This window comes from Dyella sp. (assembly GCF_035508675.1).
Taxonomy (GTDB): Bacteria; Pseudomonadota; Gammaproteobacteria; order Xanthomonadales; family Rhodanobacteraceae; genus Dyella_B.
In genome coordinates, this window is record NZ_DATJMN010000225.1 from 1 (window position 1) to 21716 (window position 21716).

General features: G+C 63.8%; 17 protein-coding genes and 1 tRNA gene. 12 read left to right on the top strand and 6 right to left on the bottom strand.

Annotated elements, in window-relative coordinates:
• The 8 genes from rpmI to VMA74_RS12075 all read left to right on the top strand — a co-directional run.
• Positions 1-196, top strand: a 196-nt coding sequence (gene rpmI / locus VMA74_RS12040) for a 50S ribosomal protein L35 (RefSeq protein WP_325367262.1), incomplete at its 5' end; no start/stop codon positions are given.
• A gap of 16 nt (positions 197-212) precedes the next feature.
• Positions 213-572, top strand: a complete 360-nt coding sequence (gene rplT / locus VMA74_RS12045) for a 50S ribosomal protein L20 (protein ID WP_128898432.1) — start codon at positions 213-215, stop codon at positions 570-572.
• A 172-nt stretch (positions 573-744) separates the two neighbouring features.
• Positions 745-1740 carry a phenylalanine--tRNA ligase subunit alpha gene (gene pheS / locus VMA74_RS12050; protein ID WP_325367264.1) on the top strand — a complete coding sequence of 332 codons (996 nt, stop codon included), beginning with the start codon at positions 745-747 and terminating at the stop codon, positions 1738-1740.
• A gap of 95 nt (positions 1741-1835) precedes the next feature.
• On the top strand, positions 1836-4214 hold the full coding sequence (gene pheT, locus VMA74_RS12055; protein WP_325367266.1) for a phenylalanine--tRNA ligase subunit beta: 2379 nt from the start codon (positions 1836-1838) through the stop codon (positions 4212-4214).
• Position 4215: 1 nt separating this feature from the next.
• Positions 4216-4518: an integration host factor subunit alpha gene (gene ihfA / locus VMA74_RS12060; RefSeq protein ID WP_115477488.1), complete on the top strand. Its 303-nt coding sequence runs from the start codon at positions 4216-4218 to the stop codon at positions 4516-4518.
• On the top strand, positions 4499-4855 hold the full coding sequence (locus VMA74_RS12065) for a MerR family transcriptional regulator (protein ID WP_324946493.1): 357 nt from the start codon (positions 4499-4501) through the stop codon (positions 4853-4855). The genes ihfA and VMA74_RS12065 overlap by 20 nt, the downstream gene beginning before the upstream one ends.
• Positions 4856-4913: 58 nt before the next feature.
• Positions 4914-4990: transfer RNA gene (locus tag VMA74_RS12070), tRNA-Pro, on the top strand.
• 98 nt (positions 4991-5088) lie between these two features.
• On the top strand, positions 5089-5763 hold the full coding sequence (locus tag VMA74_RS12075; protein ID WP_325367269.1) for a hypothetical protein: 675 nt from the start codon (positions 5089-5091) through the stop codon (positions 5761-5763).
• On the opposite strand, the gene pbpC is transcribed toward VMA74_RS12075, so the two are convergent.
• The 3 genes from pbpC to serA form a co-directional block, all read right to left on the bottom strand.
• A complete protein-coding gene (gene pbpC / locus VMA74_RS12080) occupies positions 5760-8183 on the bottom strand; it encodes a penicillin-binding protein 1C (RefSeq protein ID WP_414649606.1) in 2424 nt (807 codons plus the stop codon). The genes VMA74_RS12075 and pbpC overlap by 4 nt on opposite strands.
• A gap of 91 nt (positions 8184-8274) precedes the next feature.
• Positions 8275-13260 carry an alpha-2-macroglobulin gene (locus VMA74_RS12085; protein WP_325367273.1) on the bottom strand — a complete coding sequence of 1662 codons (4986 nt, stop codon included), beginning with the start codon at positions 13258-13260 and terminating at the stop codon, positions 8275-8277.
• Positions 13261-13435: 175 nt separating this feature from the next.
• The gene (serA, locus tag VMA74_RS12090; protein WP_325367274.1) at positions 13436-14668 is read right to left on the bottom strand and encodes a phosphoglycerate dehydrogenase; all 1233 of its coding nucleotides are present in this window, start codon (positions 14666-14668) and stop codon (positions 13436-13438) included.
• A 109-nt stretch (positions 14669-14777) separates the two neighbouring features.
• Here serA and VMA74_RS12095 point away from each other — a divergent pair, with 109 nt between their 5' ends.
• Positions 14778-16163: an FAD-binding oxidoreductase gene (locus tag VMA74_RS12095; protein WP_325367275.1), complete on the top strand. Its 1386-nt coding sequence runs from the start codon at positions 14778-14780 to the stop codon at positions 16161-16163.
• 110 nt (positions 16164-16273) lie between these two features.
• A complete protein-coding gene (gene pip, locus VMA74_RS12100; protein ID WP_325367276.1) occupies positions 16274-17236 on the top strand; it encodes a prolyl aminopeptidase in 963 nt (320 codons plus the stop codon).
• 111 nt (positions 17237-17347) lie between these two features.
• Here the strand turns inward: pip and upp are convergent, their stop codons facing one another.
• The 3 genes from upp to VMA74_RS12115 form a co-directional block, all read right to left on the bottom strand.
• The gene (gene upp, locus VMA74_RS12105; RefSeq protein WP_325367277.1) at positions 17348-17986 is read right to left on the bottom strand and encodes a uracil phosphoribosyltransferase; all 639 of its coding nucleotides are present in this window, start codon (positions 17984-17986) and stop codon (positions 17348-17350) included.
• A 101-nt stretch (positions 17987-18087) separates the two neighbouring features.
• Positions 18088-18399, bottom strand: a complete 312-nt coding sequence (locus VMA74_RS12110; RefSeq protein ID WP_325367278.1) for a PsiF family protein — start codon at positions 18397-18399, stop codon at positions 18088-18090.
• A gap of 151 nt (positions 18400-18550) precedes the next feature.
• Positions 18551-20047, bottom strand: a complete 1497-nt coding sequence (locus VMA74_RS12115; protein WP_325367279.1) for an aminotransferase class III-fold pyridoxal phosphate-dependent enzyme — start codon at positions 20045-20047, stop codon at positions 18551-18553.
• A gap of 274 nt (positions 20048-20321) precedes the next feature.
• Between VMA74_RS12115 and VMA74_RS12120 the strand changes: the two genes are divergently transcribed.
• Together VMA74_RS12120 and VMA74_RS12125 are read left to right on the top strand one after the other, a co-directional pair.
• Positions 20322-21236 (top strand): ABC transporter ATP-binding protein, encoded by a 915-nt coding sequence (locus VMA74_RS12120; RefSeq protein ID WP_325367280.1) that lies wholly within the window; start codon positions 20322-20324, stop codon positions 21234-21236.
• Positions 21236-21716: ABC transporter permease (locus VMA74_RS12125; protein WP_325367281.1), on the top strand; the 481-nt coding region annotated here is incomplete at its 3' end. The genes VMA74_RS12120 and VMA74_RS12125, both read left to right, overlap by 1 nt.

Genomic DNA, 21716 nt, shown 5'->3' on the forward strand with positions numbered 1-21716 from the left:
GCCCAAGATCAAGACCAACCGCGCGGCGGCGAAGCGTTTTCGCAAGACCGCGTCCGGCAAGTTCAAGGCCGGCCATGCCTTCAAGTCGCACATTCTGACCAAGAAGTCGACCAAGCGTAAGCGCAACCTGCGCGCCACCAATCACGTCAAAGCTTGCGACACCAAGGGCGTCGCTCGCATGTTGCCGTACGTCTAAGGCGGAGGACTGAACCATGGCTCGTGTAAAGCGTGGCGTTACCGCCCGTCGTCGTCACAAGAAAATCATCGGCCGCGCAAAGGGTTACTACAACGCCCGTCGCAAGGTCTTCCGCGTTGCCAACCAGGCCGTCATCAAGGCCGGTCAGTACGCGTACATCGGCCGCAAGCAGAAGAAGCGCCAGTTCCGCGCCCTGTGGATCGTGCGTATCAATGCTGCCGCCCGTCAGTTCGGCCTGTCCTACAGCCGCCTGATCAATGGCCTGGCCAAGGCCGGCATCACGGTGGACCGCAAGGTGCTGGCTGACATCGCCGTGCACGACATCAAGGCGTTTGGGGCCATCGCGGAAAAGGCGAAGGCCAGCCTGGCCGCTTGATCGTCAAGCACTGACGAAATGATGTGAATCAAGCGGGGAGAAGGCCTTAAGCCTTCTCCCCGTTTTTGTTTTTGGCGTGAATCGGGAATCGTGAATCGGGAATCGCAAAAGCGCAGCAGCTTTTGCTCGACCGCCGGCACGATGGCCGATTCCCGATTTCCGGGGAAAAACGATGGAAGACCTCGACACCCGCGCCACCCAGGCGCTGGCGGACATCGACAAGGCCGACACGCTCGAATCGCTCGATGCGCTGCGCGTAAGCCTGTTGGGCAAAAGCGGCATCGTCACCGCCGCCCTGAAAGCGCTCGGCACGCTATCGCCGGAAGAGCGCAAGACGCGCGGCGCCGAAGTGAACCGCCTGAAAGAGCGCCTCAACGACGCCCTGACCGCGCGCAAGCAGACGTTGGAGCAGGCCGAACTCGATCGCCGCCTCGCTTCCGAAAAGCTTGATATCAGCATGCCCGGACGCGACGGCGAGCGCGGCGGCATCCACCCGATTACCCGCGCATTGGAACGCATCGCCGCGATCTTCGCGCGCTTGGGATACCAGCGCGCCGATGGTCCCGAGATCGAAGACGACTGGCACAACTTCGAAGCGCTTAATTTTCCGCCGCACCATCCGGCGCGTGCCATGCACGACACCTTCTACTTCGGTGACGGCCGTCTGCTGCGCACGCATACCTCGCCGGTGCAGATCCGTTCGATGAAAGGCCGTCAGCCGCCGATCCGTGTCATCGCGCCCGGCAAGGTGTATCGCAGCGATTCGGACCAGACGCACTCGCCGATGTTCCACCAGATCGAAGGCCTGCTGGTGGATGAAACCTCCAGCTTCGCCGATCTGAAAGGCACGCTGGCCGAATTCATCCGCGCGTTCTTCGAGCGCGATTTCGAAATGCGCTTCCGTCCCAGCTACTTCCCCTTCACCGAACCCAGCGCCGAAGTGGACATCCGTTGGGATGCCGACGATGGCAGCACGCGCTGGCTGGAGGTGCTCGGCTGCGGCATGGTGCATCCGAACGTGCTCAAGAACTGCGGCATCGACCCGGAGCGCTACACCGGCTTTGCGTTCGGTCTTGGCGTCGAGCGTTTCGCGATGCTGCGTTACGGCGTTTCCGACCTGCGCGCGTTCTTCGAGAACGATCTGCGCTTTCTCAAGCAATTCGCTTAAGGGCGGGAATCGAAAAGAGGGATCGGGCGTACCCGCGACGCCCGAGCGCTTCAAACGATTCACGATTCACGATTTCCGATTGACGGACCTAAAGCATGAAATTCTCCGAAAACTGGCTGCGTGAGCTGGTCGAGATCAAGGCAGACCGTGCCGCGCTTGCGCATGCGCTGACCATGGCCGGGCTGGAAGTGGAAGAACTCACCCCGCTGGGCGAAAACCTCGGCGGCGTGGTGGTGGCCGAAATCGTGGCCGCGGAAAAGCATCCGGAAGCCGACCGTCTGCAGGTGTGCAAGGTCAACGCTGGCATCGGTGAGCCGCTGCAGATCGTCTGCGGTGCGCCGAATGCGCGCGTCGGCATCAGGGTGCCGCTGGCCACCGTCGGCGCGTCGCTGCCGGGCGGCATCAACATCAAAGCGGCGAAGCTGCGCGGCGTGGAATCGTTCGGCATGCTCTGCTCGGCGAAAGAGCTGGGCATCGACAACGATGCATCCGGCTTGCTCGAATTGCCGCTGGATGCGCCGGTCGGTCAATCGCTGGCTGCGTACCTGGGCCTGCCGGATGCCAGCATCGAGCTCAAGCTCACTCCGAACCGCCCCGATTGCCTGGGCCTGCTTGGGCTCGCCCACGACGTGGCCGCGCTGTTCGGCAGCCAGGTAAAGCTGCCGGCGCAAGCGGATGCGCCGGTAAGCAGCGCCGCGCGCCGCGGCATTCGCCTGCAAGCCGGCAAGGACGCGCCGCGTTACCTCGGCCGCATCATCGAAGGCATCGATCCTGCCGCACGCACGCCGCTGTGGCTGGCCGAGCGCCTGCGTCGCGCCGGCTTGCGCCCGATCAGCGCCGTCGTTGATGTCACCAACTATGTGATGCTGGAACTTGGCCAGCCGCTACATGCGTTCGACAACGACCAACTCCATGGCGACATCGTCGTGCGTCATGCGCACGAAGGCGAAACCGTGAAGCTGCTCGATGGCTCCGAAGCGAAACTCGACTCCAGCTTTTTGCTGATCGCCGACGAGCAGAACGCATTGGCCGTGGCCGGCGTGATGGGTGGCTACGATTCGCGCGTCACCGACGCCACGCGCAACATTTTCCTGGAAGCGGCGCACTTCGCACCGGCCGCCATCATGGGCCGCGCGCGCAAGCTGGGCATGCATACGGATGCGTCGCATCGCTTCGAGCGTGGCGTAGACCCTGAGCTGCCGCGCCGCGCACTGCAACGCGCCACGGAATTGCTGCTGTCCATGGCAGGCGGCAAGGCCGGTCCCGTGCTGGTGGCCGAAAACCCGGCCGATCTGCCCAAGTCGGCGACCGTCACGTTGCGCCGTACCCGCTTGCGCCGCGTATTGGGCGTCGAGGTGGCAGACGCCGAAGTCGCTCGCATCTTCACTGCGTTGGGCATGCAAGTGGCGACCATCGATGAAGGCTGGCGCGTTACCGCGCCGAGCAGCCGCTTCGACATCGAGCTGGAGGAAGACCTGGTCGAAGAAGTGGCCCGCATCTACGGCTACGACCGCATTCCCACGCACACGCCCGAAGGCGCCCTGGCGTTGGCAATCGAGCCGGAAGCGCGCCTCAACGAACTGGTCGTACGCGAGCAACTGGCTGCGCGCGAGTACTACGAAGCAGTGAACCTCGCCTTCGTCAGCCATGCCCTGCTGGAAAAATGGGGCTTCGCCGGCAACCTGGTGCCGCTTGCCAACCCGCTATCTGCCGACCTGGCCGTGATGCGGCCGTCGTTGCTGCCTGGATTGATCGAGGCGCTCTCGCACAATCGCGCGCGCCAACAGGATCGCGTGCGGCTGTTCGAAATGGGCCGCGCGTTCGCGGCAGGCAACCCGCCGGTCGAAACGCCGAGCCTCGCCCTCGTCGCCAGCGGTAACGCCCACGCCGAGCAATGGGGTGAAGCTGCACGCCCGCTGGACTTCTTCGATCTCAAGGGCGATCTCGATGCCCTGATCGCCTGGGGCGGTGAGCCGCAGCGCTGGGCCGTCCATGCCGATGGCCTGCCGGGCTGGCTGCACCCCGGCCGCGCCGCGCGGGTCACGCGCGACGGGGAGACCGTCGGCTATCTGGGGGCACTGCACCCGCGCCTGGCCAAGACGCTGGACCTCGGCCCCGATGTGCACGTGTTGGAACTGGCCCTCGAGCCGCTGCTCGGCCGCCGCCTGCCCAAGGCGCAGCCAGTACCGCGCTTCCCGGCGGTGCGCCGGGACATCGCTGTTGACATACCTGAACAGGTAAGCTGGTCACAGATTGAGCAGGCCGTTCGCGCCACCCTGGGCACGACCCTGGCAGACCTGCGGTTGTTTGATCGCTATAGCGGGAAAGGGGTCGAAGCGGGCCGAAAGAGTCTCGCTATGGGCTTGATTTTGCAGGACGCTTCACGCACGCTTACCGACGACGACGCGGACAACTGCGTACGAAATGTAGTGTCGGCGTTGGAGGCTGCATGCGAGGCGAAATTGCGAGGATAAGATGGCGGCGCTGACAAAGGCGGAGATGGCGGAGCGCCTCTTCCTCGAGGTGGGCCTTAACAAACGTGAAGCCAAGGAGTTCGTGGACGCCTACTTCGAGGTGGTCCGTGAAGCTCTGGAAAGGGGCGAGCAGGTCAAATTGTCCGGCTTCGGCAACTTCGACCTGCGGCAGAAGAACCAGCGACCGGGTCGTAATCCCAAAACGGGTGAAGAGATTCCCATCTCCGCCCGCCGCGTGGTGACGTTCCGGCCAGGACAAAAACTCAAGGTGAGAGTCGAGGGATATGCTGGATCAGGGGAATAACACCGAGCTGCCTGCCATCCCGGCCAAGCGCTACTTCACGATCGGTGAAGTCAGCGAACTGTGCGGGGTGAAGCCCCATGTGCTGCGCTACTGGGAGCAGGAGTTTCCTGCGCTCAACCCGGTCAAGCGCCGCGGCAACCGCCGCTACTACCAGCGCCACGACGTGCTGATGATCCGGCAGATTCGCTCGTTGCTGTACGACGAAGGCTTCACCATCACCGGCGCGCGCGCGCGCCTGGAAGGTCCGCAGGCGCGCATGGAGGCCAGCATGTCGCACCAGATCGTGCGTCAGGTGCGCATGGAGCTGGAAGAAGTGCTGGTGCTGCTGCGTCGCTGAGCACGGCTACCGGCTGGCCTGCCGGTACTGCTACAATTTCTTTCTTTGCTGGATCAGTCGGGGCGTAGCGCAGCCTGGTAGCGCATTTGCCTGGGGGGCAAAGGGTCGTCGGTTCGAATCCGGCCGCCCCGACCAATTCGCAGAACGAACAAACGGCGCTCTCGGCGCCGTTTTTCTTTTTGCGTCCTCCACCAGCTAGTCTCGATACCCACTCACCCCAGGAGTTGGCCGCCATGCCGTCGAACAGCTGTCACCCGGACGCCCCGCACGTGAAGTTGAAGGCTCCTGACTGGTACATCTCTTCGCTGATGATGGATCGCGCGCTCGATGCGATCCTGCGCCGGGTCAAGAAACTGGATCGCAAGCACGATATTCCTTACCTCGCCGGCTACAGCCAGGACGGCAAGACGATCTATATCGACCGCCACCTGCCCAAGTCCTTCACCTTCCGTGGCCGCACCATCGAGGTGGACCGCTTTTTGATCCTGCACGAGGAAGTGGAGAAGACACTGATCGACCAGCTTGGCCTGCATTACCTGCACGCGCATCAGATCGCCACACGCGCCGAAGAAGCGGCCATCCATGCCCAGCGCATCACCTGGAAGGCCTATGACCGCTTCATGCAGAAGTACGTGAAGAAGATCGGCGATGAGCGTCTGGTCAAGGTACCGGCGGATCTCGATCTCAAGCCGTATCGCGATTATCACGATTACGACTTGTTGCAGCGGATGGAGCGGCATCTGGCGCGCGACAGGACGCTGGCGGCGAGCAAGAAAGCCGAGTTGAAAAGTTACGCGGCAGCGTTCCGCGAACAACTGCGCATGCAACACAAGCATGAGGTGGCCGTCACCGAGCCGCGCCAACCGGCAAGAAAAAAGACCGCAATGGCCAAGAAGCGCACGGTTTAGAGCGTCGGTCCTTCGCCATCGACATGCACCACCAGTTGCGCAAACGCGCCTTCGCGCGTCAGCGCCGTGATGCGGTGCTCACCGGCTTGCTGCAGCATGATCTGCATGTTCGCATTGCCCAGGCTGCTGCCCTGCAAGCGTCCGTCCAGCAGCCACTGCACTTCGCTGGCAGCGCCAAGGGCCTGCAAGGTCACGCGCAGCGGCTGCTTGCTGTTCGGTGCCCGCCGCAAGCGCACGCCCTGGCTGAGGCCGGCAATGCGGATGGGGCTGGCCACTTCGAGCGAATCGGGCGCGCAGCCCGCCGCCAGTGGCGGCAAGGCGGATTGCGCTGCATCGTCCGCACTCAACCAGGGGCTGGCCAGTGCGGGCCAACGCGCGATCTGAATAGTGTGCTCGCCCTTGCCGTGACAGGTGGCGCTGAGGCGTTGGCCGCTGGCATCGACGCGCACGTTGAGCAGGCCGGTCGACCAGGCCGTGATATCGCGCTCGGCAAAGGTCGGCGGCAGCGCGCCATCCAGCGTCCAGGCTTGGCGCCGCTGGCGGCATAACGCAGGTGGCGTATGCGCCGCCGCGCCGCCCAGCGGCCAGCAGATGTCCACCTGCCGCACGCTTGCCGGTTGGGCGGCATGCACGTGGTTGCGATCGTTGGGCAGCATATCGGCGACTGCGAACATCAAGGGCAGCGAGGTCACCGCCCCGTACTGGCCAGGCGATGGCGTGCCATCAGGCCGTCCGATCCACACGCCGATCGTCCAGCCGTCGGTCACGCCGATCGCCCATGCATCGCGATAGCCATAGCTGGTGCCGGTTTTCCAGGCTACCGCGTTATGCGCCTGGATCGTGCCTTCCAGCGGCGCGCCTTCCACGTCGGCAGGATTAGTGGAAAGTATGGTGCGGATGATCCACGCCGCACCCGGCGACATCAGGCGGCGGGTCAACAATGGCTGCTCCGGCAGATAGCGCGGCGTGCCGGCTACGCCGCCATTGGCGAACGCGGTGTAGGCACCGACCAGGTTTTCCAGCCGCGTCGAGGCGCCGCCGAGGATGATCGAGAGATTCGGTTGCGCACCCTGGGGCAGGCCAAGATCGACGCCGCCATTGGCCAGGCGGGCAGCAAAACGGTTCGGCCCCACGTGATCGAGAATGTCCACGGCGGGCACATTGAGTGAGCGTTGCAAGGCTTCCGCCACACTGACCGGACCGTTGAAGTTGTCGTCGAAATTGGAAGGTTTATAGCCACCGAAATCCTGCGGTGCATCCACCAGCAGGCTTTGCGAGGTGATCAGGCCATCGTCGAGTGCGAGCCCATAGAGGAAAGGCTTGAGCGTGGAACCGGGAGAGCGTGGCGCGCGTACCATGTCTACGTGCCCCAACCGCAGCGGATCGGCAAATGCCGCCGTGCCGACATAGACGCGCGCTTGCAGCGTGGCATTGTCCACCACCAGCACCGCTGCCGATGTGCGTGGCGGGAGACGCGAGAGATAGTCGCTGACGCGATCTTCCACCGCGCGTTGCAGGTTCGCGTCGATGGTGGTGACGATGCGCCGCGCCTGCGGTTGCTGCTGGTGCAGCCGTTCTGCGAGCAGGGCGGCCTCCAGCGGCGCCCGCAGCGAGCGCGCCACCACCGGTTCGATCTGCGCATCGCGCCGTTGCGCCTCGCTCCACAAGCCCTCGTCGCGCATGCGCTTGAGCACCTTGTCGCGGGCGCGGCGCGCCGCCTGGGGGTGGCGATCAGGACGCAGCCGGCTCGGCGATTGCGGCAGCACGGCCAGCAGCGCCGCCTCCGCATGCGATAACCGCTTGGCCGGCTTGCCCAGATAGGCCCACGATGCGGCTTCCACGCCCTCGATCGGTCCGCCGAAGGGTGCGTGGTTGAGATACAGCTCCAGGATTTGCGCCTTGCTCAGATGCGCTTCCAGTTGCAGCGCGCGGAAGATCTGCACCAGCTTGCCGGTAATGGTGTGCGGCATCGGCATGATGATGCGGGCGACCTGCATGGTGAGGGTGGAACCGCCCGAGACCACATGGCCGTGTCGTAATACGCCGAATGCACCGCGCAGCAAGGCATAGGGATTGACGCCCGGATGGCGGTAGAACCAGCGATCTTCGTAGGTGAGCAGGGCTTGCAGGTAGAGTGGCGAGACCTGGTTTGCCGTGATGGGATAGCGCCAAACGCCGTCGCTGTCGGCAAACGCGCGCAGCGGCGTGCCGTCGCGGGCGAGCACCACGGTGCTGCCGGTGTCGGGCGCGGGAAGCCGCAGCGGAAAAATGCGGTCCAGCAGGACGGCGACGATCGCCAGGCCGGCGATGCTCAGCAGCAGGATGCGAAGCAGTCGATACACGCGCCGCGCGATCGGTCCCCGCTCCCCTCCGGGAAGCGGGGCAGGGTGGGGGGAAGGGCTTGCGGGGAGTTTCGTCATAACCGCTTTGGTTTTTGCGCAAAGGGGTGAGTTCTTAGCTATCGCCCCTCACCCCGACCCTCTCCCCGCAGGGGAGAGGGGGCATGTCCGGCTATGGCTCCACCACCTTCAACTGCGCCAGCGACACGCTGCCGATTCCGCGCACGGCCGGCCGATACATATCCTCCACCAGCGGCGGCGGAACGGTGTAGGTGCCCGGCGTCACGGCACGGACCAGGTAGAACACATGCGCAGCCTGTCCGCGCTGCAGTTTCAGCGCGGCGGCGTAGCGGTCATCGCGATATTCCTCATGCACGATGTCGGCGGAGCCGGTGTGCTGGTCCATGTTGATGCCGTCGACCACCACGCCTTCCCATTGCTGCGCACCGCCCAGGTTGAGGTTTTCCACTTCCAGGCCGCCGGGCAGCAGGTCGGTCACCAGTGCATCGGGCATGTCCATGCGTGCTTCGATGGTCAGCTCCACGATCAGACTGTCGCCTTCCTTCAGCGTATCGCCCGTCCACGGCTTGCCGTCGGTGGTGAAGTAGCTGCGGCGTACATCGATCTGGCTGGGATCGGCCAGCGGCGCCTTGGTGGGAATGCCGGCCACGTCCAGGGTGGCGAACAGGGGCGACTTGTCGTTGGGCTGCAAGCTGACGCCGCTGGCCAGTTCCGCCGGCGTGAGCGCGCGCGTCCACATGAAGCTGTTGGCGGGTGCCGATTCCGTCTTGCCGCCGATCGTGAGCGAGGCGGCGATCGGTGAATGACTGCCTGCATCGAAGGCATGCGCCACGCGCGCAATGGCGACTTGTTCCTGCGTGCTCAGGTACGACCACGACCAGTGGTAATACGGGATCTTCTCCTGCGTCGCATGCACGCGGGCGGTGGCATTGCGCGCCCAGTCGATCAGCTTGGCGTCGTAGGCGGGCTTGTTCATGCCATAGGCATGCGTGAGCGCCACCATCGTCGCCAGGTCGCGCAGGTCGGAGCCGTAGTCGCCTACGTACCAAGGACGCTCCTTGTTCCACGCAAAGGCTTCGTCGATCGCCTTCTGCGCGCGTTCGTTGTCGCCCATCAGCTTGAGCGCCAGCCCCAAATGCACCAGCGGCAGCGGCGCCACCAGTTTCTGCCGGTCGTTGTCGAAGATCGCGCGCAGCGTGCCGAGCGGGGCGCGATTGACGCGGGCCAAGACGAAGCCGGAATACGCTTCGTCGGCAATGCGCATGTGATCGTGATGCTCGTAGCTGTAATACGGGTGGCCGCCGGCCAGCAGATCGTCGCTCAAGCGCTGCAAGGCTTTTTGCAGCACGTCCTGCGGTACGGCGAAACCGGCGTCGCGCGCATCGAGCATGAAGTCCACCACGTAGGGCGTGGTAAAGGTTTCGATCGGGCTGGTACCGCCCCAGAAACTGAAATGCCCGTTGCTGGCCTGGAATGAAGCAATGCGTGCGAGCGCGCTTTCCACCGCAGCCTGCCTTTGCGCATCGGTAAGCCCCGAGGTGCCGAGCGCCTTGGCTGTTTTCTGGTCCATGTACAGCGCGGCGTAGCCCTTGCTGGTGGTTTGTTCGATGCAGCCGTAGGGATAGTCCAGCAAGTTGCGCAGGGCGAAGCCATAAGGCAGCGGCGGCAGCGTGCTCACCGTGAGCTGCGCGCGCACGGTCGGCAGCATCAGGCCGGTGGTCGCACCATCCAGCCGCACCGGCTTGCCGTCTTCCAGCGCCATCGGCGTGGTGGAAACCTGCTCCGGCCACGCCGGCCGCACCGCGAATTCGAAATGGCGGTCGACCTTGTAGTCGTTGAGTTCGGCATGGATGTCGAGGGTGGCCACGCCGACGCCATCTTGCGCGGTAACGGGCATCAGCAACGTGGTGCTGCCGCCATCCTTGAGCGGCACCTCGCGCGTTGCGTTTTCAAGCTTGATGGCAGCGTTGGTCTTGATGCTGATTTTCGCCACCCCGTCCTTGTCGGAGAGGTTTTTCAGATCCAGGCTGAGTTGTGCCTTGTCGCCGCTCGCCATCACGCGCGGCGTGCTGGGTTCCACCACCAAGGGCGCGCGCACGGTGACGTTGCCGTTGGCATTGCCGAAACGGTCGTCGGTATAGGCGAGCGCAGCCAGGCGCAGGCTGCCGTTGAAATCGGGTACCTCGACGTGCAATGTAGCCTTGCCTTGGGCGTCGAAGGCGACCGGACCGGCGAACAGATCCACGATCTGCACCTTCGGATTCAGGCGCGCCGCATGCGGCAGGCCCTTGCCGCTCATGTCACCGCCATAGCGCAGCTTGGCGTCGGCGCCATCCATGGCCTCGATCACGCGGCTATACAGATCATAGGCATCCACGCTCAATGCGCGCTTGGCGAACATCCAGGCCCAGGCATCCGGCACGGGGTAGTCGGTGATGTTCAGTACGCCCTGGTCCACGGCCGACAAGGTGACGTAAGCGTGTTGGCCGGAAAGTCCTTGCCCTTGCACGGTCACGTCGAGTGGATTGCCGGGCCGCATCATGTTCGGTGCGCTCAGGCTGAGCGGGATGCGCCGGTCGTTGCGATCCATGTTGACGTGTTCGATGCCCATGGCGCGCGCGGGCGTGGTGTGCTCGCTCGCTTCGCCACCACGGAACACCAGTGCCACCACGTATACGTCGTGGCGTTCCCAGTCCTTGGTGACGGGAATGTCGAACGTGGCACCGGCTTTCGCATCGATATTGCGCGTGTACAACAGGTGATCGGATTCGACCAGCAGCACGCCGGGGCCATCGCGCGGCGGCGTCACGGTCACTTTCATGGTGTCGCCGGCGCGATAGCGCGCTTTGTCCAGTGCGAGTTTCACCTTGTCCGGGCGTGCTTCCTTGCCCAGGTTCTCGTCGTCCCAGCTGTAGCCGGCGAAGAACGGAAATACGGTGGTGAGCTTGGTGGCCGGGTCGTAGACCTCCAGGCGGTAGCCGCCCCATTCCACCGGGAAATCCACCTGCACGCGCTGGCCGGCGGCCACGTCGACGTCTTTCTCTTCGATCAACTGCAACTCGACGTTGGCGTTGGACTTCCAATCATCGCCGTGCTCGTACAGCCAGTAGAAATTGCGTATCTCGCGCTGCAGCCGCACCTTCAGGTGCGAACCGGCGACAAGTTTGCCGTCCACGTTGGCGCGCAGGATTTCGAACGACGCGTGGCCTTCGCTTTCCGCGCCCTGCTTGGGGTCGAACAGCGGACGCACGCCGACCAGTTCGGAGGCCGGCCAGTACACGCGATTCAACAAGCGCGTCACCGCACGGCCGCCAGTTTCGAACACGCTGCCCGATATCGTCACGGTCAGCGGCGCCACCGGCTTCACATCGTCCGGCAGGACGAGGTCTTGTTCGAGATGGCCTTGGGCGTCGAGTTTGGCATCCACCACATCCTTCGCGTCCTTGGTAAGGTCGATCAGCGGATTGCCGAAGAAGGTGTCCTGCAGATTGGGCAGCGGATGCACCTCGGGCTTCACCATCAGCTTGGCGGTGAAGCGGTTGCCATCGGCCGGCGCGCCGTAGAGGTAGCTGGAGCTTATGGCCAGCTTCAGCGGTTCGTCGGGGGCAAGGCGCGCCTGCGGGCTGAAAAGGTCCACCTTCAGGCGTTCGGGCAGGAATTCCTCCACATGGAAGGGAAACGCCTGCACGGCTTCCGTGCTGGCCGGATCGAGGCGGAATTCGAGCTGCCACAAGCCGGTCGGCGCGTCGGCGGGAATGAGCTGGCTCAGTTCGAAGTAATTGAGATCGTGCGGCTCCAGCCGCGTGTCGACCAGGCTGCGCCCATCGGGCTGCTTCAAGCGCACGAACAGCGCCTGCGGCTTCATCGCCTTGCCATCGTAGTCGCGCAGCAGCGCCGAGGCGTGCAGCGTTTCGCCGGGGCGGTACAGATCGCGGCCGGACCAGGCGAACACTTCGAACGGCGCCTGCCGGCGCCCGGTGATGTCGAAGTTGGAAACATCCAGCGCCGGCTTGTTGAACGGCAGCACCGAAACATCCTTGCCGTGGCGTGCCACCAGCACGTCGGCGGGATCGAGTTTGTAGGCGATCAGCGCGTTGCCGTCGCCATCGGTGGTGGCCTTCGATTTTGCGTTGCCGCTGGCATCGTCGATTTCCACCTCCACGCCGCTGATCGGCGAGCCGTCCTGCAGCGACGCGACGTGCAACAAGGCGTTGTCGCGATAGACGCGCAGATGCAGGCCCAGATCGCTGACGAAGAACACTGCGGTGTCGTAGCCCTCGCTGAAGGTGCCGCCCTTCTTCAGCACGGCCATGTACACGCCGGGCTGCGCCAGTTGCGGAATGTTCTGGATCGGGATGTAGCTGATGGTGCGTTCGTTCTGCCCGCCGCCCAGCGTGTAGTGATTGGCGTAGACAGAATCGCCCATGTCGGTGAGCGCGCGTTTTGCGCGGTCGCCATGTTCGCAACGGTCCCATTCGGTGGGGTCGTGCTGTAGCTCGTAGTTGTCGCGGTGCTTGTTCTTGGGGTAGGCGCAGAACAGGTCCGATAGCGCGTCGTCGTGCACGCGGAAGAACTCGATGTCCGCATCGTCCACGTTCACCGACACCACCGGCAGGCCGCGCGAACCGCGCGCCGGCAATACGCTGCCCATGGAAGCGAAACCGACCGCCGGGGTGAGATTGCCGGAATAGATGTCCCGCTTCAGCTCATGCCCCAGCGTGCTGCCGTCCGCAGCCAGCAGGCCTGCATGCAGCACCACGGCGTAATGCTGGTTAGGCGATACGTAGGGAAAGCTCAGCGTCTGTCCGTCCTGCTGCAGGTCCCAGCTGCCGTTGATCGCCTCGCCGTTCGGCCCGGTCACCGCCAGCTGCTGGTCGAACGGCTGTGCGGACGCCAGCCTGGCATTGAAGTGGAGCGTGATCGCCGTACGCGAATCGGTGGTTTGCGATCCGGCGGAAACCAGCGCGAACGGCTGTTTGGCGGGAGCGTGTGCGGAGCGGCTGGCGGCCGGCGCCCCCTGCAGGGCCGGCTTGCCCTCTTCGTGATGGCTGCAAGCGGCCAGCAAGCCGGCCATCGACACCATGCATAAAGCCAGCAGGCCGTCGCGCAGGCGGCGGCCCTTCGTTGCGTACGGCATAGGTACTCTCCCTGTCTACTAGGAAAAAGTGTCGCACGCATTTATGGCGGAGCGAAGGCGGGGAAGAGGCGTCGTGATTTTCGGCGGCGACCCCGCGTTGGCGTAGGCTTTCCCTTTGCCTATCGCAGGGTTGCCTTAAGTTCGGAATATTGCTTGCAGGCGGGGTCTTCGGCGTTCAATAAAGTACGCGGGTGCGGAGGGTGCCCGGAATGGCCGCCAGTTTCTCTTTCAGCATTGCTGCCTGTTGTTCATCGGCGGACACGTCGATCACCACGTAACCCACGTCTGCATGGGTCTGCAGGAACTGCGCATCGATGTTGATGTTGCCGGCCGAGAACAGTTCGTTGATGCGCGACAGCACGCCGGGCACATTGCGGTGGATGTGCAGCAAACGTCGGCTGCGCGGATGCTCGGGCAGGGTCACTTCAGGGAAATTGACAGCTGACAGCGTCGAGCCGTTGTCGCTGTAACGCACCAGCTTGCTGGCCACTTCGATGCCGATGTTGTCCTGCGCTTCCAGCGTGCTGCCGCCGATGTGCGGGGTGAGGATCACGTTGTCCATGCCCACCAGCGGCGAGACGAACGGATCATCGTTGCCCTTCGGCTCCACCGGGAACACGTCGATCGCCGCACCGGCGAGATGCTCTTTGCCCAGCGCATCGGCCAGTGCGTCGATATCGACCACAGTGCCGCGGGAGGCATTGATCAGCATGGCGCCCTGGCGCATGCGTGCGATTTCGCCCTTGCCGATCATCAGCTTGGTGGCCGGTGTTTCCGGCACGTGCAGCGTGACCACATCGGCACGTTCGAGCAGATCGTCCAAGCTTGTTGCCGCACGCGCATTGCCGAGTGAAAGCTTGGTCTCGATGTCGTGGAAGATCACGCGCATGCCAAGGCTTTCGGCCAGCACGCCCACCTGGGTACCGATATGGCCATAACCGACGATGCCGAGCACCTTGTCGCGTACCTCGAAACTGCCGGTGGCGGATTTGGTCCAGCCGCCGCGATGGCACAACGCATTCTTCTGCGGAATGCCACGCAGCAACATGATCGCTTCGGCAATCACCAGTTCCGCCACGCTGCGCGTGTTGGAGTAGGGCGCATTGAACACCGGAATGCCGAGTTTCGCCGCCGCATCCAGTTGAACCTGGTTGGTGCCGATGCAATAGCAACCCACTGCGATCAGGCGCTTGGCGTGCTCCAGCACGTCGGCCGTGAGATGCGTGCGCGAACGGATGCCCACGATGTGCGCATCGGCAATGCGTGCTTTCAGTTCGTCCTCCGGCAGGGATTTGGCGTGGTACTCGATCTGGCTGTAGCCGGCGCGCTGGAATGTCTCCACCGCCGTGCGGCTCACGCCTTCGAGCAGCAGCACCTTGATGTCTTGCTTGGGGAACGAGGTCTTCATGGGGGCGTCGCGTTTGGAAGTCCAAACACTATGCCAGATTTTGTCGCGTCGCAGCACTAGACGCGCGGGGCAGGCGCTGGCACGCTGGCGTTTCCCTTCCGGAGCCATCATGAACCCGCAAGCCCTCGCTGAGCTCTCCAGCCGTCTGCCCGACCTGCGCCTGCTCACCGAGCCCGGCGACCTGGAGCACTACGGCCGCGACTGGACCCGGCGCTGGACCCCGGCTCCGCTGGCGATCGCGCTGCCTGCTTCCACCGAGGAGGTGCAGGGCATCGTGCGCTGGGCCAACCAGCACCAGGTGGCGATCGTGCCTTCCGGCGGCCGCACCGGCCTCTCTGGCGGCGCGGTGGCCGCCAACGGCGAGCTGGTGCTGAGCCTGGCGCGTATGAACCGGGTGCTGGACTTTGATGCGGTCGACCGCACGCTGGCGGTGCAGCCGGGTATCGCGCTGGAGGCGGTGCACACGGCGGCGCGCGAGCATGGCCTGATTTACCCGGTGGATTTCGCGGCGCGCGGTTCATGTTCCATTGGCGGCAACATCGCCACCAACGCGGGTGGCATCAGGGTGATCCGCTATGGCAATACGCGCGAGTGGATCGCTGGCCTCAAGGTGGTGGCCGGCAACGGCGAGCTGCTCGATCTCAATCGCGCTTTGATCAAAAACTCCAGTGGTTATGACTTACGGCAATTAATGATCGGCTCGGAAGGCACGCTGGGCATCGTGGTGGAGGCAACGCTGCGCCTCACCGATCCGCCGCCCGCTTCGCAGGTGATGCTGCTGGCGTTGCCGGACATGGATGCGTTGATGCAGGTGTTCGCGTTGTTCCGCGCACGGCTGCCGTTGCAGGCGTTCGAGTTCTTTACGGATGTGGCCTTGAAGCATGTGCTTGCGCACGGTGCGCAGCGGGCCATCGACGGCGATTATCCCTATTACGTAGTGACCGAGTTCGATGCCGTCGACGAACGCGCGCAGGAGGCTGCGCTGGCGGTGTTCGAGCAAGGCATGGAACAAGGCCTGATCGCCGACGGCGTGATGGCGCAGAGCGAGGCACAAGCCGCTGCGCTTTGGCGCCTGCGCGAAGGCATCACGGAAAGCCTGGCTGTGCATAAGCCCTATAAAAACGATATTTCGGTGCGCATCAGCGCCGTGCCTGGCTTCCTGCAAGAGATTCAGGCCTTGCTGGCGCAGGCCTATCCGCAGATGGAAGTGGTGTGGTTCGGGCATATCGGTGATGGCAATCTGCATATCAATGTGCTCAAGCCGCCGTCGCTTTCGGATGCGGATTTCATCGCGCAATGCGAGCACGTCACCAAGCTGCTGGCGCAGACCCTGCAGCGGCATGGCGGAAGCATTTCTGCCGAGCACGGTATCGGGCTGGTGAAGCGTGCGTATCTGGAGGGCACGCGCAGCGCGGCCGAGATAGCATTGATGCGCGGCGTGAAAGCGGTGTTCGATCCGAACGGAATCTTGAATCCAGGCAAGTTGTTTGCCTGAGTCCGGCTGTCCCTGGGATGGCGGGGTTGAGTTCGCAAGCTCACCCCAGCCTACGATTATCATCCCAGCCTACGTACCATGTGCATCCCACATCACGACCGCCAACGCCCATGTCCCAGCATCGTCGCAGCCTGTATCCCGAGATCGAGCCCTACGATGTCGGGCAGCTCAAGGTTTCCGATCTGCATACGCTTTACTACGAGCAAAGCGGCAACCCGAATGGCAAGCCGGTGGTGTTCCTGCACGGCGGGCCGGGTGGCGGCACCAATCCCAAATGCCGGCGTTTCTTTGATCCTTCGGTCTACCGCATCGTGCTGTTCGACCAGCGCGGCTGCGGCAAATCGACGCCGCATGCGGAACTGACCGACAACACCACCTGGCACCTGGTCGCGGATATCGAGCGTCTGCGTGAGCACCTGGGTATCGCACGCTGGCAGGTCTTCGGCGGCTCGTGGGGTTCCACGCTGTCGCTGGCTTATGCGCAGACGCATCCGGACAAGGTCACCGAGCTGGTGTTGCGGGGCATCTTCATGCTGCGCCGCTGGGAGCTGGAATGGTTCTACCAGCGTGGCTGCGATGCGCTGTATCCGGATGCGTGGGAAGCTTATCTGGCCGCGATCCCCGAGACCGAGCGCGGCGACCTGATGAGCGCCTATCACCGCCGCCTTACCAGCCCGGATCCGCAGCTGCGTCTGAACGCGGCGCGTGCGTGGTCGGTGTGGGAAGGCGCGACGAGTTTCCTGTACCAGGACGATGCGTATATCCACGGCAGCAGTGAAGATGAATTCGCCTTGGCGTTTGCGCGCATCGAATGTCATTACTTTGTGAATGGCGGTTTTTTCGAACACGATGATCAGCTGTTGCGCAACGTCGATCGCATTCGCCGCATCCCGGCGGTGATCGTGCAAGGACGTTATGACGTGGTTTGCCCGATGCGCAGCGCGTGGGACCTGCATCGCGCGTGGCCAGAGGCCGCATTGTGCGTGGTGCAGGATGCGGGGCATTCGGCGTTCGAGCCGGGGATTACGCATGAATTGGTGGAGGCGACGGATCGGTTTGCGCGTCGCACGTAGCCACGCACTTGCTCAGCGATCCTTAGTTTGGCGAGTAACCCCGATGGCCGTCATTCCCGCGAACGCGGGAATCCGTCCTCGCCTTTTGCATCAACGATAGGATTTTCCAGCCTACGCCGGTAACTGCTTCGTCCCAAAAATCTTGTCGCCGGCATCGCCCAGCCCCGGCAGGATGTAGCCGTGCTGGTTGAGCCGCTCATCGATCGCCGCGGTGTAGATTTCGATATCCGGATGCGTCGCCTCGATCCGCTTCAAGCCTTCCGGCGCGGCCACCAGGAACAGTCCCTTGATGCGCTTGCAGCCGGCCGCCTTGAGCATATCCACCGTGGCCACCAGCGTGCCTGCCGTGGCCAGCATCGGATCGACGATCAGCGCGATACGTTCGTCCATGCGGCCGGTCAGCTTTTCGTAGTAAGTAATCGGCTGCAAAGTCTGTTCATCGCGCTGCAGGCCGACCACGCTCACCTTGGCCGACGGGATCAGTTCCAGTACGCCGGGCAGCATGCCAAGGCCTGCGCGCAGGATCGGCACGATGGTGATCTTCTTGCCCTTGATCTGCTCCACCCGCACCGGGCCGGCCCAGCCTTCGATCTGGGCCTCGACGGTTTCCAGGTCCTTGGTGGCTTCGTAGGTCAGCAGCGCGGCGACCTCGGCGGCCAGTTCGCGGAATTCCTTGGTGCTGATATCGGCGCGACGCATCAGGCCAAGCTTGTGCTGGATCAGCGGGTGGCGAACTTCGACGATTTTCATGGCAGGCCATTTAGAACCTAGATGACGACAAGCATAGCCGGAAACAAAAAAACGCCGCCCGCGGGCGGCGCTTCAAACTTCAGCGAGACTTGCTTAAGCCATCAATGCGCTTTCATGCATGCGCTGACGGCAGTCTTGTAATCAGCGCCTTTCTTGCCCGCATTTTCCTTGGCGCAGGCGGACATGCGTTCCTGCGAGGTCATTTTGCTGGGCGCTGCGGCGGTGGTGTCTCCTTTCATGCAGTTGCTGACGGCGCCCTTGTAGTCGGCGCCGGTCTTGCCTTTGGCGGCGTGGCTGCAATCGGCCATTTTCTGCTGCGATGTAGTAAGCGGCTTGCTTGCTGGAGCGGCGAAGGCGGCACTGGCAAAAACCAGTGCGGCGCTCGCGAGGAACACGTTCAGACGCATGGACATGATGCTTCCTCCTGAAGTTATGGCCGGTGGCGGTACCGGCTGGGGCAGTCTATGCCTTGTGAAGAAGCAGGGGAACGGGGGCCGGGAGTCGGGAAGCTCAACATTTCGCCGAGCTTTAGGTTCGCCGCTCCCGGCTTGCTCGCAGCAGCGTTTACGCCGCTTGCGCCTCGCTCTTGCGCGGCCCTTCCAGCAAGGCATGCCGCACGTGTGCAATCACCATGTCCACTTCCGCGCTGGTGATCTTGAAGTGCGGAGTGAAGCGCAGTGAATTGGCGCCGCCATGGATCACGCCGATGCCGCGCTCGCGCAGATACTCCTCGGTGGAGCCCGCGCCGTAGCACTTGAATTGTGGCGCCAGCTCGCAGGAGAACAACAGGCCCGTGCCTTGCACCTTGGTGATCAGGCCGCCCAGTTCGTCTTTCAGCGTGTTGAGCTTGTCGACGAATTCCTTCCCGCGGGCGCGGATGTTGGCGCGCACCTCGTCGGTGAGCTGGTCCAGCGTGGCCAGCGCCACGTCCAGCGCGCGCGGATTGGCGGTCATGGTGTTGCCGTAGATGCCCTTGCGATACAGACCGGCCACACGGTCGGTCACGGCGAGCACCGAGAGCGGATACTGGCCTGCGTTGAGCGCCTTGGAGAAGGTTTCCATATCCGGCGCGGACAGCTTTTCGAAGCCTGGGTAGTCGATGATCGACAGCACACCATGCGCGCGCAGCCCCGCCTGGATGGAGTCGACCAACAGCAGCGAGCCATGCGACTCGGTCAATTCGCGTGCCGCCTGGTAGAACGCCGGCGTTACCGAACGGCCGGGATCGCCTTCGCCCATCACCGGTTCCAGGAACATCGCTTCGATAAACCAGCCATGCTTGTCCGCATCGGCGAACGCGGCTTCCAGTTGGGTAATGTCATAGGGTGCCACCGTCAGCACTGAATCTTCATGGCGATAGCTCGCCAGGTGCTGCACGTAGGCGCGCCGTGAAGAATCCGAGTACAGCGCAGGGCGATCGGTGCGGCCGTGGAATGCGCCTTTCACAGCCAGGCGCTTGATCGTGCGTCCGGCGTAGCGCGCGCCCGGATCGGTCATCAGCTTGGCGTTCACGTCGGCGATGCGGCAGGCCAGGCCCACCGATTCAGAGCCGGAATTGAGACATAGATAGCGCGTATACGGATTGTTGCCGCGATGACGGCCCAGCTCGCGCTTCATCGCCTGCGCAAAACGCATCTGCGAAATGCTCGGCGTCATCACGTTGGCCATCACCTGCGGACGCGCCAGCGCCGCGTCGATACCAGCATTGTTGTGGCCAAACCCCAGCATGCCGTAGCCGCCGTTGTCGTGCACCACCGCGCCTTTGAGCGTGACGATCCACGGGCCGCGCGCCGCCGCCGGCACGTACGGATTGACGGCATCATCCGGATAGAAATTCACGAAGTCGCGTTGCGCCTGCGTCATCTGCTCGGCTTCGTCCAGTTTCAGGAAATCGCCGAGTTCACCGCGCAGCTCGCGGTGGCGCGCGACCGCGTCGGCAACGGCCTGCGCAAGTTGCGGGTCCAGCGCGGCCATGCGCTCGATGCTGGCGTCGTCCAGGCCGGTGGTCCGTGGCTTGCCGCCAAATTCGCGCAGTTCGCGCAGCTGATCGATGACACCCATCACTACTCTCCTCGAAGCTGACGGCGCCTCGCGCACCCAATCGCGAAGCAGGCCGGCAGGATGTTTCTCGTGCGTGGGGGTTCGAAAACCCGGGGCGATGCGCCCGTTCGCACTCGCCGCGTATGGGGAAACCGCGGGCGTTTCGGGCATCAGGATAACCGCTGGGACAGGGCGGCGGTACCCCCAAGGATGACGGGTGTCATGTCCGATCACTGACGCGGACAACTGCAGAAATACGCTTGCTGTCCCTACGCTGCGGTGCAAGGAGGGTGACATGCAAACGAAAACCGACGTAGTGGCCCGTCTTTGCAGCGTTGTGAAACATTACGGACATCTTGCGGCGCTGGATGGCGTCGATCTTGTGCTGCAGCGCGGCGAACTATTGGCGGTGCTCGGCCCCAACGGCGCCGGCAAAAGCACCAGCATCGGCTTGCTGCTCGGCCTGATCCGTCCTGACGGCGGCCGGGCGGAATTGTTCGGCATGGACCCGCAGCAGATCGCTGCACGCCGCCGCATCGGCGTGATGCTGCAATCGGCCATGCTGCCGCCCACACTGCGCGTTGGCGAACTGCTGCGCCTGGTGGCCAGCTACTACCCGCATCCGCGTCCACGCCAAGAAAGCGCGGCGCTCGCCGGGATCGACGACCTGCTGAACCGGCCTTACGGCAAGCTGTCGGGTGGCCAGCAGCGTCGCGTGCAGTTTGCGCTGGCCTTGTGCGGCAGGCCCGAGCTGCTGTTTCTGGACGAGCCAACCGTGGGCATGGACATCGATGCGCGCCGCAAACTGTGGGCCGCGATGCGCAGGCTGGTCGCCGAGGGTTGCTCAGTGGTGCTCACCACCCATTATCTGGAGGAAGCCGAAGCGCTGGCACAGCGCGTGGTGGTGGTGGCGAAAGGGCGCGTGCTGAGCGAAGGCAGCGTCGACGCGCTGCGTGCGCAGGTTCCGCTTGCGCGCATCCGCTGTGCCACCGATCTGGATGCCGCGGCGGTATCCGCATGGCCCTTGGTCAACGCAGCGCAACGTGAGGGTGATCGCCTGCTGATTCATACCAGCGAGCCGGAACGGGTCTTGCGCCGCCTGCTCGATGCCGACCTTTCGCTCAGTGCGCTGGAAGTGCAGCGCGCAGGCCTTGCCGAAGCATTTACCGAATTGACGCGCGAACAAAACGAACAACCGGAGGCTGCGTGATGAACAGCGTATCGATACCCGCCGGATCCGCCGCGCCATCGGTCGACGGCATGAGCACTCGCCGCGTCATCGGCGCCTATCTCGCCGAAGCGCGCAGCGAATGCCTGCGCTATATGCGCGCGCCGTCTTTCATGTTGCCGATCATGCTGTTTCCCACCATGTTCTATCTGTTGTTCGGCATCCTCATGGGGCATGCCAGCGCCATGGATACGCGCTATTTGCTGGTGAGCTATGGCGTGTTCGGCGTGATGAGCCCCGGCCTGTTCGGTTTCGGCGTATCGCTGGCGATGGAGCGCGATGGTGGCCTGCTCACGTACAAGCGCGCCTTGCCGATGCCGCCCGGGGCCTATCTGCTGGGCAAGATGCTGATGGCGATGATGGCGGCGGCAGTGGTGATCCTGTTGTTGCTCGCGATGGGCCTGACGCTGGGCCACGTCACGCTTTCGCTATCGCAGGCAGGCATGTTGCTGCTGACGGGCG